12 protein-coding genes and 1 tRNA gene are annotated in these 12641 nt (G+C 62.3%); 8 read left to right on the plus strand and 5 right to left on the minus strand.

Annotated elements, in window-relative coordinates:
* Positions 1-325 precede the first annotated feature (325 nt).
* Positions 326-1486: a porin gene (locus EN853_RS28665; RefSeq protein ID WP_127862453.1), complete on the minus strand. Its 1161-nt coding sequence runs from the start codon at positions 1484-1486 to the stop codon at positions 326-328.
* Positions 1487-1840: 354 nt separating this feature from the next.
* Between EN853_RS28665 and EN853_RS35155 the strand changes: the two genes are divergently transcribed.
* The 4 genes from EN853_RS35155 to EN853_RS28685 all read left to right on the plus strand — a co-directional run bounded on the left by EN853_RS35155 (position 1841) and on the right by EN853_RS28685 (position 4772).
* Entirely contained in the window at positions 1841-1975 is a 135-nt protein-coding gene (locus EN853_RS35155) for a hypothetical protein (protein ID WP_281061515.1), read from the plus strand.
* Positions 1937-2027 (plus strand) — tRNA-Ser (locus tag EN853_RS28670). Before EN853_RS35155 ends, EN853_RS28670 begins: the two co-directional genes overlap by 39 nt.
* Before the next feature lie 358 nt (positions 2028-2385).
* A complete protein-coding gene (locus EN853_RS28680; RefSeq protein ID WP_127862452.1) occupies positions 2386-3456 on the plus strand; it encodes a porin in 1071 nt (356 codons plus the stop codon).
* 242 nt (positions 3457-3698) lie between these two features.
* The gene (locus EN853_RS28685; RefSeq protein WP_127862451.1) at positions 3699-4772 is read left to right on the plus strand and encodes a site-specific integrase; all 1074 of its coding nucleotides are present in this window, start codon (positions 3699-3701) and stop codon (positions 4770-4772) included.
* 81 nt (positions 4773-4853) lie between these two features.
* Here the strand turns inward: EN853_RS28685 and EN853_RS28690 are convergent, their stop codons facing one another.
* The gene (locus EN853_RS28690; RefSeq protein WP_127862450.1) at positions 4854-5747 is read right to left on the minus strand and encodes an alpha/beta hydrolase; all 894 of its coding nucleotides are present in this window, start codon (positions 5745-5747) and stop codon (positions 4854-4856) included.
* A 157-nt stretch (positions 5748-5904) separates the two neighbouring features.
* The gene (locus tag EN853_RS28695) at positions 5905-7947 is read right to left on the minus strand and encodes a lytic transglycosylase domain-containing protein (protein WP_127862449.1); all 2043 of its coding nucleotides are present in this window, start codon (positions 7945-7947) and stop codon (positions 5905-5907) included.
* Positions 7948-8203: 256 nt separating this feature from the next.
* Between EN853_RS28695 and dapA the strand changes: the two genes are divergently transcribed.
* The 3 genes from dapA to EN853_RS28710 all read left to right on the plus strand — a co-directional run bounded on the left by dapA (position 8204) and on the right by EN853_RS28710 (position 10416).
* Positions 8204-9085: a 4-hydroxy-tetrahydrodipicolinate synthase gene (gene dapA, locus EN853_RS28700; protein WP_127862448.1), complete on the plus strand. Its 882-nt coding sequence runs from the start codon at positions 8204-8206 to the stop codon at positions 9083-9085.
* 25 nt (positions 9086-9110) lie between these two features.
* Entirely contained in the window at positions 9111-9590 is a 480-nt protein-coding gene (smpB, locus tag EN853_RS28705) for an SsrA-binding protein SmpB (protein WP_041002108.1), read from the plus strand.
* A 91-nt stretch (positions 9591-9681) separates the two neighbouring features.
* On the plus strand, positions 9682-10416 hold the full coding sequence (locus tag EN853_RS28710; RefSeq protein ID WP_245517218.1) for a glycoside hydrolase family 25 protein: 735 nt from the start codon (positions 9682-9684) through the stop codon (positions 10414-10416).
* A 21-nt stretch (positions 10417-10437) separates the two neighbouring features.
* Here the strand turns inward: EN853_RS28710 and EN853_RS28715 are convergent, their stop codons facing one another.
* Positions 10438-11514 carry a DMT family transporter gene (locus EN853_RS28715; protein WP_245517219.1) on the minus strand — a complete coding sequence of 359 codons (1077 nt, stop codon included), beginning with the start codon at positions 11512-11514 and terminating at the stop codon, positions 10438-10440.
* Here EN853_RS28715 and EN853_RS28720 point away from each other — a divergent pair.
* Positions 11471-11959: an Lrp/AsnC ligand binding domain-containing protein gene (locus EN853_RS28720; RefSeq protein ID WP_127862447.1), complete on the plus strand. Its 489-nt coding sequence runs from the start codon at positions 11471-11473 to the stop codon at positions 11957-11959. The genes EN853_RS28715 and EN853_RS28720 overlap by 44 nt on opposite strands.
* A gap of 18 nt (positions 11960-11977) precedes the next feature.
* Here the strand turns inward: EN853_RS28720 and EN853_RS28725 are convergent, their stop codons facing one another.
* A complete protein-coding gene (locus EN853_RS28725) occupies positions 11978-12634 on the minus strand; it encodes a uracil-DNA glycosylase (RefSeq protein WP_127862446.1) in 657 nt (218 codons plus the stop codon).
* Between the last annotated feature and the right edge of the window lie 7 nt (positions 12635-12641).

Below are 12641 nucleotides of genomic sequence, written 5' to 3' on the forward strand. Positions count from 1 at the left end.
TCGATCGCTGTATCGCTGCTCGGATGGCGTGCGTGGTCGTGGCGCTGCCGTGGAGTATCTGTCCCATAGCTTATCCCTGAATGAAGGATCAGCTTGACTGATTCCCCCACACTCCGGGACTAGACACCTAGGGATTCCCAAGCGGCGGTGCAGAGGTCGCCGCCGTCGATTTGTCGCATGCCCGTCTGGAATTGCGACAACGCTATCTGACAATACCCGGCCGCCGGGACCGGCAATGGATGCCGCATACGCCGATTCAAGCTTGATCTTAAGAGAAAACCCGGCGGTTGCCCGCCGGGTTCCAATTTCGCCGGAGCGAAGTCTACTAGAAGGAGCGCTGGAAGCGGAGGAGACCACCGACGGCGTTCTTCTTGGCGACGGCAGAGCTGTCGGTCCAGTTGATGCCCTCGCCACCGTAGTGCGACCAGTCCACTTCGGCAGTGACCGTGAAGCCGGGAACGACATCGTAAGCAATGTTGGCCGCCAGGCCGACATTCTTTTCGTCGTCGGTCGACGCCTGGATGTTGAACGAGGTCTTCTCGTTGAACTTGTAGGTGCCGCCGCCCCACACAGCCCAGTTGCCGCCCCACTGCTTGTAGAAGCCGCGGCCATTGCCCGGGATAGCCCAGGTCGGATCCGACAGATTGTCGTCGGTGCCGTAACCGGCCATGATGAACAGCGAGATCGCGTCGTTGACATTCACGTCCAAGCGAACCTTGCCCGCAACTTCTTCGTAGTTGCTGTCGTAGGCGATGACGCCGGTGATGGCGCCCCAGCCCTGGGTCCACTTCAAGCCGCCGACGACATGCGGAACGTAGCTGTCGATCGTGCCCTTGATGCCGGAGCCTTCTTCGAGCGAGAGAACCGCCGAGAAGCCGTTGCCGGCGTCGAAGTAGTACTGGACGACGTTGGTGTCGAAATCGCCGTAGGGAACCAGCGTATCCTGGATGACGTTGCCGGCGTAGCCGATGAACGTATTGAAGGCCGATTCGTCCTTACCGACGCGAAGGCCACCGAGCTGGATCCAGGCGAAGTTCAACGAAACGCCCTTGCCGCCGGCCGGATTGCTATCGAAGCTGTCCGTCGAGTTGAAGAAGGCGTGCCGATTGTTATTGCCGAAGTTGAAACGGGTCTCGGTGTAGGTCTTCAAGGTGCCGAGTTCGGTTTCCTGGCCGGTCCAGGTCTTCAGCGTGAAGCGGGCGTTCTTGTAGAACGTATCTTGCACGTCACCATCTTCGTGGTCGACCGACTCAGCGCCGTCGAACGAGCCGACGTCACCCACGCCGATGTCGTAACGGACATAGCCGCCGATGCGCAGGCAGGTCTCGGTGCCGGGGATGTAGAAGTAGCCCGAGCCGTATACGTCGCAGATCTTGACGTATTCAGCCGGTTCCGGCTCGGCGACGGTCACCGCGTCGGCGGCGCGGGCGCCCGAAACTGCGATCAGGGCCGCAGCTGAGCCGAGAAGAAGGCTCTTGATGTTCATTTTCTGACCTCCAGTCAAAAGTTAAAAAACGGGTCTGGGTATTTTTTGCTGAAGGACAGCGTTCCCTGCCCCATCCCCACTTACCGAAAAAGATGCGCACCGCGCCGCTCCTTCGAACCAGACCTTTACCCAGGCGGCGGCGCCGTTCAACCACGATCGCATCGGCTGGAGCCCTAGCCGGACGCTATCCCTGGACGTTGTTGCACAAATGACACGATTTGGCCTCACTCCGAAAGTTCTCATTAACCATTAAGGGCTGCGTGGCCGTGAATCCGGCCGAATCCGGCGACGGCGGGACAGAAATGCGGCGCAGTGGCGAGTCGGCGGCCCCAGTTGCCGCCGCAGAATCGCCTCATGCGGCGCTCGGCCGGGCTGATCCGCTGTTTTTTCAGCGATTATGCCGCCGGCTTGTTGATTGTGCCGACGCTTTTCTTTATCCAGCGGCGCGACGGAGAGGTGGCCGAGTGGTCGAAGGCGCTCCCCTGCTAAGGGAGTAGAGGTCAAAAGCTTCTCGTGGGTTCGAATCCCATCCTCTCCGCCACCCTACGCCCTGCGGGCTTCGGGTTTTCTGCAGCTCCATAGCGGCGATGTCTATGTCGGATCGACAAACGGTCTTTGACGCCGTTTCGAATCGCATCAATCAGGACAGGTGACTTCGACCAAGGCTTATTTGCCTGTCACCTTGAAGGCCTACATCGGGGTCGAAACCGAAGGCCAACGCGCGCCAACTCGAGCAATATTTCAAGACCGGATCCGGCAAGGCCTTTGCCAACAAGCGTTTTCTGCGAACGAGGCCTTGCTGATCGGTTATGCTTTATCCGTTTGAAACTAAAAGGAAAACGGCTCGATAAGTTGCTTTTCCTCGACCTCCATCCCCGATTCTGACTGGAGGTCAGAAAATGAACATCAAGAGCCTTCTTCTCGGCTCAGCTGCGGCCCTGATCGCAGTTTCGGGCGCCCGCGCCGCCGACGCGGTGACCGTCGCCGAGCCGGAACCGGCTGAATACGTCAAGATCTGCGACGTGTACGGCTCGGGCTACTTCTACATCCCCGGCACCGAGACCTGCCTGCGCATCGGCGGCTATATCCGTTACGACATCGGCTTCGGCGACATTGCCGGCCACCAGGATGTGCCCGACCGCATGGGCGACGGCACCCACGACACTTATCATAAGCTGGCTCGCTTCACGCTGAAGACCTGGACCGGCCAGGAAACCGAGCTCGGCACGTTGAGGACCTATACCGAGAACCGCTTCAACTTCAGGGATGGTTGGGATGAAGAGGATTCCGGCAGCCAATGGTCGCTGAATTTCGCCTGGATCCAGCTCGGTGGGTTCCGCGTCGGTAAGGACGAAACGGCGTGGGATACGTTCAGCGGCTATGCCGGCAGTGTCATCGAGGATTCGCTGGTCGGCTACGGTGGCGATTTCGACACCAACCTCATCCAGTACACCTTCGACGCCGGCAACGGCTTCTCGGCCGTGGTCTCGCTGGAAGACGGCGACGGCGCCAACACGATCGACAGCTATATTCCGCACATGGTCGGCGGCGTGAAGTACACGCAGGGCTGGGGTGGGGTCAGCGGTACCGTCGCATATGACAGCAATTACGAAGAGTGGGCCGGCAAAGTTCGTCTCGACGTGAACGCCACCGATGCGATCTCGCTGTGGGCCATGGCGACCTACGGCACGGAGAAGAACGTCGTCCACAACTTCTTCAAGAACTGGGAGGGCAACTGGGCCGTCTATGGCGGTGGCACCTACAAGTTCAACGAGAAGACCTCGTTCAACGCGCAGCTTTCCTATGATGAAGGTAAGACCTTCGGCCTGGCCGCCAACGTCGCATACGACATCGTGCCCGGCTTCACGATCACGGGCGAGGTTGATTATGTCAACCAGGGCTCGAGCGACTACCACCCCGTCAGCGATGACTTCTGGGGTGCCCACCTCCGCTTCCAGCGCTCGTTCTAAGGGCTGGAACTACACAGGTGAAATCCAGCCCGGGCGCATCAACGTCCGGGCTGTTTTGTCTTCGTGACTGGGCAAGGGCGAGCCAAAAAAGGAAAAGGGGGGTACTGGTAGCTGAAGTCTGCGGACGGTTTCGTGGGATCCGCCAATGGCGGATGAAGCCGATTTGTCAGACAAAAAACTCTTGAAAGGACGCTTCCGAGCGGCTAGGGCTTGCCTATCCACTCGGGGGACGTGGTCAATAAATGACAAACGAAGCGATTCAAGGGGGTGAGCCCTCTGGTCTTTTTGCGGTTTTTTCTTCTCAGAACTCGAAGTTTAGGTACACATATAACAAGATAAGAGAAGTAAAGTCGCACAGGCTCAGTGAGCTCTTTGCAGCATACCGGGACATACTTTGGGATGATGGGCGGCATAAATACAATGTAAGCTCTTTCATCGGTGAAATAGACGAGATCCTTCTGGGAGAGCGTTTCAGCACCTTTGACCAGAATACCCTGGACAATCTGATCGGTACCTTGCGCCAGCGCGGGAACAGCAACGCAACCATCAATCGCAAGATGGCTGCTCTCAGCAAATTGCTGCGTAAGGCTCACAAGATGGGGGATATCCACAGCCTGCCGGAGTTCCGCCGCCAGAAGGAGCGGGCGGGGCGGATTCGTTTCCTCGAGAGGGACGAAGAGGCGAGGCTGTTCGCCGCCATCAGGAGCCGCAGCGAGGATGCTTACAGGCTTTCCGTCTTCCTGGTCGACGCCGGCTGCCGTCTCGGCGAGGCGCTCGGCCTGATCTGGAACGACATCCAGGAGCATCGCGTCAGCTTCTGGATCACCAAGTCCGGCCGCAGCCGCACCATTCCGATGACCGAACGGGCCAAGGAAATGATCAAGCTGCCGCCGACCACCGAAGGCCGCCGGCCAAAGGGGCCATTTGCCATGCTGACCCAGGCGCAGTATCGCGCCATCTGGAACGAGGCGAAGACCGAGGTCGGTCTCGGCGCCGACGAGCAGGTGGTGCCGCACATCCTGCGCCACACCTGCGCCTCTCGCCTCGTCCAGGGCGGCATCGACATCAGGCGTGTCCAGATGTGGCTCGGCCACCAGACGCTGTCGATGACCATGCGCTACGCGCATCTGGCCACCAACGACCTGGATGGCTGCGTCGTCGTGCTCGAGAAGCCGCGCGCCGATGGGGCGCCGCGCCCGGCGGAGAATTCCGTCTTTGCCTCTCCGTTGACCACGCCGTCGCCCGCCAAAGCCGCCCGTAAAGAGGGCCGATCGGAGCCGGCAAAGGCACGCCGCGAGAGCTCGAAGGGGAAATAGGCGCACGCCAAGCCCGGTTCGCAAAGCGCGAATCTATACTGTCTTGATTGGCCCGGGACCTGCTTAGTCCCAGGCATTGCTTTAAGACGACTTGCCCTCCGCCCTATCGAGAAATGACGCGATCTGTTGCGGCAGGATGCCGGTTTCCAGGAAGGGCGCGTGTCCCTGGCCTTCGATCGTGATAGCCTCCATGCCGGGGTGCCGGCTTTTCATCTCGTCAAGCGTCGTTGCGGACAGCAGCTTCGAATTGCCGCCGCGAATGGTGACCATCGGCACCGCAGCAAGCGCGTCGAACTGCGGCCACAGATCCGGCAGCGGCTTGCTCAAGTCGGCGCCGGCCAGCGTGTCGATCAGCGTGGGATCGAAATCGGGTACGAAGCCGGCACCCGTCTCGCGACAGATCGCGCCCACCATGCGCGCCCAGTCGGTGTCTGTGAGCACCGGAAAGTCAGCGCCATGCACATGGCGCTGGGCCGCAACCGCCTCGCCAAATGTCTTCGGCTTCGGCGACCGGTCGAGGTAGGAACGGATATGAGCCAGGCCCTTTGCCTCGATCACCGGGCCGATGTCGTTGAGAACGATGGCCTTAAGCACCGCCGGCTTGAGTGCACCGAGCACGTGGATGATCAGTCCGCCGCGCGAGGTGCCGATGAAGGCAGCCTCTGCGATGCCCAGTTCCGCCAAGCCGGCGAGCACGTCGCCGGCCTCGACGCCGACATTGTAGTGGCTGATGTCAGGATCATAGTCTGATTGGCCACGGCCGCGATAATCGAAGGCGATGACTCTGCGCGGTCCCCGAGCCTTGCTGGAAAGATGGAGCGCGAGCTCGTGGAAGTCGCGCGCATTGCGCGTGAGGCCGGGCAGGCAGACGACGGGCCAATGGCTGGAATTGGCCTCGCCATAGATCCGGGCATGAAGTTTCAGACCATCGGGCGCGGCGTAGAAGAAGTCGGAGAAGCCTTGGTCGTTTGGCATGCGGAGTCGATTCCTCGCCATCGTCGGATCGTCTGCGAGTGCTACAGGCGAGGGCACGGGCGGTCAAATCTCAGGCGTGGAAGGTTGGGAATCTCGGAGATTTCGGCGGGACACAGGGGGTGAAGGAACGCCAGCCTTTGTGACGATGGTACTGTCCTCAACTCCGCCCGTTCACCAGATCTCCGATGATGTCGTATTTACCGGAAATGCGCATCTTGTAGACTTCGTAATTCTCCATGACGCGCTGCACGTAACTTCTTGTTTCCGTGTAGGGAATCCTCTCGATCCAGTCGACAACGGCGTCCACGTCCTTGCCGCGCGGGTCGCCGTATTTGGCCACCCACTGGGCGGCGCGATTGGGGCCGGCATTGTAGCCGGCGAAGGTCAGCACATAGGAGCCGTTGAAGCGGTCGAGCTGCTCTCCGAGGAAGGCCGAACCAAGTGTGGCATTATAGCCCGCGTCGGTTGTCAGCCGCGTCTGCGAGAAGGTCATGCCGGCTTTCTTCGCCAGTTGCCTGGCGGTGCCCGGCATTAGTTGCAAAAGGCCGCGCGCGCCGGCGCTGGAAATCGCCCCGACATTGAACTCGCTCTCCTGGCGGGCAATGGCATAGGCTAGCGCCTTGCCGGAGCCGGAGATGTTGGCCGAATCGGGGATGACGCCCAGCGGGTGCGACAGCGCGCCGACATCGATGCCGCGCTGGGCGGCGATCTTGCCGACTTTCAGCGCCATGAAATGGTTGCCCTGCTTTTCGGCAAGAACGGCAAGCAGGGCGAGCTCGCCCGGGCTGGTCAACTGCCCCGCCAGGTCGCGGTAGAGCGTTTCGGCATAGCGGTCGTAGCCCGCTTCCTGCAGCCGCTTGATCGCGCTCACCGCCTCGCGGCCTTCAAAACTCTGGCGGTCGGCCGCGCTCGGTTTCGGATAGACGATGTTCAGGATCCTCAAGCCCACGCGCTCGCCGGCGAGCTGGCCATAAAAGGTCGTGCCATAGGCCGCGGCGCGGGTGAAGTAGTCCTTCGCATTGCCTGGACCGCCGACTTCCGCGGCGCGGCCGAGCCAGTAATAGGCGCGCGACAGCAACACCGGCCCTTGCGCCAGGTCGGCGATGCGCGAGAAATGCGCGGCCGCGGTCGCCGGATCGTTCAGACCGCGCAGCGCATACCAGCCGGCATGGAACTCGGCCTCGGCTGCGCTGGCCGGACTTTCGGCAGCATGCAAGGAAACGATTCTGTAGGCCGCCTTCATGTCGCCCTGGTCGACCAGCTCGCGCGAAAGAACGCGACGCTCCACCCACCATGCGTCAGGATCGACCAGAGCGTCGCGATCGGTAGGCGCCTTCATCACGACGGCCGCGGCATCGGCAAACTTCTGCTGCTTGCGCAGATATTCGGCCTCGGCCAAGAAATAGCCGGCCGACCGCTGGGCCGCGGGCACCGCCTTGAGCAGCTTGGCCGCGTTCTTGTCGCCCCTGTCGGCAGCGGCCCAGGCATCCGCCAGTTGCTGCGCCTCGGCAAAGCCGGCGACGCGCAGTGCCGAGTCCGGCCTGCCGGCATAGAACATGCGCTCCATGCGGTAGCGATGGTCGGCCGCCGGGATCAGCGAGCCGAATTCCTTGATGAAGGCGCCCTCGTCCTTCGCCTCCAGCTTCTCGGTGCGCCAGAAGGGCACCAGCACGGCGCGCGCCGCCGCGACGTTGCCCAGTGCCACTTGTGAGCGGGCAAGGATCATCACGCCCTCCGGCGTCAGCGGCTGGCTGCGGCCGAAGGCCTGCACCACCACTTGCGCCGGCGGGTTCTCGCGATATAGCGCGCGCTCGCTGTTCTTGCGCAGCGCGATCGTGCCCGGCCATCCAGGCAGCATTTTTGCCGCGTCGGCAATCTCGCCGCTCGGCACCTTGTCGCCGCCATAGAGCGCGATCGCCCAGGCGAGGATATGCCGGTCGAGCGATGTTGCGGGCAATGAGTCGCGTGCATTGCGCGCGCTGGCGATGTCGTTGTCGGCGAGCGCATCGAGGCCGCTCTTCAACGGGGCTATGTCGGCCGGGGGTGGGGAAGGCTGTGCCTGGCCGGGAGCCTGGGGCGTTGCAGGCGCCGGGATCGCCGCCGTCGCGCGCGCTTCAACGCCGCCGCCGATTGCCATCCCCGGCATCAGCGCGACAACCGCGCTGAAAAGCGCGAAGAGATGAGGCCGCCCCGTCGGCATTGTTCCACCCTAGCACATTGTCAGCAGGCAGTGACCCTGAGGCCGGTCCGGAGCCTAAACTTCGGTCGTGAAAGGCTCGTGAACAAAGGTTATTGAGGCCGTTCGAATTGCGCATGCTGGCTCTATGGCGATGCTTGCCGCTTAACCGTGTCGAGACTATGGTGCGCGGCTTCGCTTTCGGTTAGAAGGCGCGCAAGTATACCGATCGGCGAACCTGAAGAGTTCCCCGACCAAGTCCCGAAGGAGTTTGGACAATATGCTGAGAGGCTCGCTGACTGCGCTCGTCACACCGTTCGAAAAGAGCGGGCGTTTCGACGAGAAAGCCTTTCGCGCGTTTGTCGAATGGCAGATCGCCGAGGGCACCAAGGGCCTCGTCCCGGTCGGCACCACCGGTGAGTCGCCGACACTGTCCCATGACGAGCACCGCAATGTCGTCAAGGTCTGCATCGACGTGGCCAAGGGCAGGGTGCCGGTCGTCGCGGGTGCCGGCTCCAACAACACCGAGGAAGCCGTCGGGCTGGTTCAGTATGCCGAAAAGGCCGGCGCCGATGCGGCCCTGGTCGTCACGCCCTATTACAACAAGCCGACCCAGGGCGGCCTCTACGAGCATTTCGCCGCCGTCGCCCGGGCGACCAGGCTGCCGATCATCATCTACAACATCCCGCCGCGTTCGGTGATCGACATGACACCGGAGACGATGGGCAGGCTTGCCCACGACTTCAAGAACATCGTCGGTGTCAAGGACGCGACCGGCAAGGTCGAGCGGGTCTCGGAGCAGCGCTTGACCTGCGGCAAGGATTTCATCCAGCTCTCCGGCGAGGATGCCTCGGCACTTGGCTTCAACGCGCATGGCGGCGTCGGCTGCATCTCGGTGACCTCGAATGTCGCGCCCAGGCTCTGCGCGGAGTTCCAGGAGGCGACCCTTTCGGGCGACAGCGCCAAGGCGCTCGACCTGCAGGACCGCTTGCTACCGTTGCACAAGGCGATCTTCATCGAACCTGGCCTGTGCGGCGCCAAATACGCGCTGTCGAAGCTGGGCAAGGTCGAGAACGTGGTGCGCTTGCCGCTGGTGACGATCGAGGCGTCGACCGCCGAAAAGATCGATCAGGCGATGAAGCACGCCGGCTTGATAAATTAGGGATGAGGCGCCACCTCTCCGCATTATGAATCAAGTCAAGAAAGCCGACCCCAACAACAGGACGGTCGCCGAAAACCGCAAGGCGCGCTTCTCCTACGAGGTGCTCGACACGATCGAGACCGGCTTGGTGCTGACCGGCACCGAGGTCAAGTCGCTGCGCCAGGGGCAGGCCAACATCCAGGAAAGCTACGCCTCGGCCGAAGGCGGCGAAATCTGGCTGATCAATTCCTATCTGCCGGAATATCTGCAGGCCAACCGCTTCAACCACGAGCCGCGCCGGCGTCGCAAGTTGCTCGTCAGCAAGCGCGAGATGGCCAAGCTCTCGCAGAGCGTCGAGCGCGAGGGCATGACGCTGGTGCCGCTGAAAATCTATTTCAACGACCGCGGCCGCGCCAAGCTGCTGCTCGCCATTGCCCGCGGCAAGAAGCTGCACGACAAGCGTGAGACCGAAAAGCAGCGCGACTGGTCGCGCGAGAAGGGGCGGCTCCTCAAGGAGCGCGGCTAGAGCAATTCCAGGGCAAGTGCATAGCGGTTTTCCGTCCGGAATTGCGTACAACAAAATGCCGACAATGGCAGGCGGGCATGGGAACCGAGGCTTGAGGAACCGCTTGATTGTCCTGGCCCTGGCTTTCGTCTTTCTGGCGCTTGCCATCTGGCCGGAAGGCTTTTTCCGGCCCCGCGCCTTCCCGCCGGATCGCGGCGAATTCCCCATAAGGGGCATCGATGTTTCGCACCATCAGGGCAAGGTCGACTGGCCGCGCGTCGCGGCCGACGACGTCGCTTTCGCCATGATCAAGGCGACGGAAGGCGGCGATTATGTCGATGACGCTTTTGCCGAGAATTTGCGCCAGGCTCGCGCGGCGGGCCTCGCCGTTGGCGCCTATCATTTCTTCACCTTCTGCCGTCCGGGCGCCGATCAGGCCAGGAACTTCATCTCGGCGGTACCGACTGGCGGGCAGCTCTTGCCGCCGGTGGTCGACATCGAGTTCCACGGCAATTGTCCGCGGCGTCCTTCGCCCGCCGAGCTGAACACGGAGCTGCTTGCATTCCTGGGCCCGGTCGAGGCGGCCTACGGCAAACCGGTCATCATCTACATCACCGACGAGATGGCGCCGACCTATTCCGCTCATCTGGCGGTTCGCCAGCGCTGGTTGCGCTCCGTGCGCGGGCCGCTCAACGAAGACGACTGGGTCTATTGGCAATATCTCGACACCGGCCGTGTCGACGGCATCGATGGCGATGTCGACCTGAATGTCCTGAAGGGCGGACCGGCGAGACTCACGGAATTGTTTGCGCCGGCGCCTCAATCCAGCTCTTCAGCAACGCCGTGATCGCCTGGACGGGCTTCGCGGTCAGGCGGCTTTGGCCATGGGTTTGGCCAAAGCCGACAATGCCATGCCTGCCGCCATGATTGCGATAGCAGCGAGCTGGATGCCTGTCGGCGTTTCATTGAGCACCGCCATGCCGATGATGACGGTCACCATCGGCACGCAGGGCATGAACAGCGACGCTGTCTGCGATCCCAACTGCCGGACGATAAAGGTGTAGAGAAACATGGCAGCCGCGCCTGCCAGAAATCCTTGAATGACGATCTGGCTGGCGATTTCGGCGGCCGGCGCCGCATGAAGGCCGGTCGGCGCAAACAGATAGACCAGCGGCAGCGGCAGGCATGACAGAAGCACGACGCTGCCCGTCGCCGTCACCGGATCGACGTGCCATCGCCGCACGAGCACGGCGTAGCTGGCAAACATTGCACCCGATCCGACGAAGAAGAGGTCGCCGAAGAAAAGGTCCGTCATGCCGGCGCCTGCATGCGTTGGCGAGATGAACAGCACCAGGCCCGTGATGATCGCGACGACGCCGATGGTTCGCTGACGCGAGGCTCTGTCGGCAGCGGCGAACTGCGACAGAAGGTACGAGAAGAAGACGATCGACGCCGGACAGAGCGCCGCGCCATGTGCGGCCGGCGCATAGGTCAGCCCCCAGTTGATGATGATCGGATATGGCAATCCGGCCAAGGCCGCCAGCGCCAGGGCGCGCTTCCAGCCCAACGTCTGCATTGCCGCCATGCCGCTTCGACAGGAAACCGGCAGCAGGATCATTCCGGCGCCGGCAAAACGCAGGGTTGCCAAGTCGGTTGACGTCAGATGTTCCCTGAGACTGAAGCGAGCGGCCACAAATTGCACGGCGTAGATGCCGATCATGGCCAAGCCGGCGATGATCGCCAGCCTCGTATTGCGGTCCTGTGGCACTTTCCTACCCGCCCGTCGTTCTCGCTGGACGAGGGAAACTGCCTCGGCCTCGCTTGGTAAAGCACAGGCTATTGGGGAAAAATCCGTGACAAAATACGCTGTTTTCGCAATATTCAAGTGAAATTGACTAAGAATGGGCATTCCCGGCGTGAATTCTGAAGAGGGCGATCTCGACAATATCGACCGCAGCCTTCTTCGGCTGCTGCAGGAGGACGGGCGTCGCACGACCCTCGATCTCGCTGCCCGGGTAGGCCTGTCGCCGACCGGCGCCAGTCAGCGGGTGAAGCGTCTGTTTCGTGAGGGCTTCATCACCGCGGTCAGGGCCGTGCTCGATCCGCGAAAGATCGGCCACGGCACCCTTGTGTTCATCGAGGTGCGGCTCGATCACACAGCACCGCATATTTTCGATCGCTTTGCCGAGGCAGTGATCAAGGCGCCCGAAGTTCTGGAATGCCACATGGTCGTCGGCGGCTTCGACTATCTGGTGAAGGCCCGCATCGCGGAAATGGGCGCCTATCAGGATTTTCTGACGCGGGTCATCCTGCCGCTGCCGGGGGTGAAGGAGACGCACACCTATGCTTCGATCGGCGACGTAAAGCCTCATGCGTTGTTGCCGGTATGAAGCCAGCCGGCCGTCTTGTCAGCCTTGCAGGAACGCGGCGATTTCCTTGAAGACGTTGACGAACATCTCTTCCGTCAGCACACCGGTGTTGGTGTTGTAGCGAGAGCAGTGATAGCTGGAAAACAGTGTGATGCCGCCGGCCTCCTGCCGTCCGCCATGGCGGAACGGAAGGGCGGCGACGCGTCCGCCCAGCGCCCGCACCGTCGACTGGTGCGCGATCGAGCCCAGCGTCAGGATGGCGCGCAAATTGGCAAAGCGCGCGATGGTCGGCTTGAGGAAGGAGCGGCAGGTGGCGATCTCGGCGCCGACCGGTTTGTTCTCCGGGGGCACGCAGCGCACCGCATTGGTGATCGCGGTGCCGACGAGTTCCAGCCCGTCATCGGGCCTCGCCTTGAATTCCCCGCGCGCCAGGCCCTGGGCGATCAGCGTGCCGTAGAGCAGGTCGCCGGCATAGTCGCCGGTGAAGGGACGCCCGGTGCGGTTGGCGCCGCGCAGGCCGGGCGCCAGCCCGACGATCAAAAGCTTGACCGAGCCCTCGCCCTCCGGCGGCAGGAAGGTCGGCACCGGCGCATTGAACCAGCCCGGCTCGCGCTCACGCCAGCTTGCGATGAAGTCATGCAGCCGCGGACAGAGCGGACAGTCGCGATCTGGCTCGGGTGGGGACGCGGCGCTCAAGGCCGCC

Source organism: Mesorhizobium sp. M1C.F.Ca.ET.210.01.1.1, assembly GCF_004791585.1.
Lineage (GTDB): Bacteria > Pseudomonadota > Alphaproteobacteria > Rhizobiales > Rhizobiaceae > Mesorhizobium.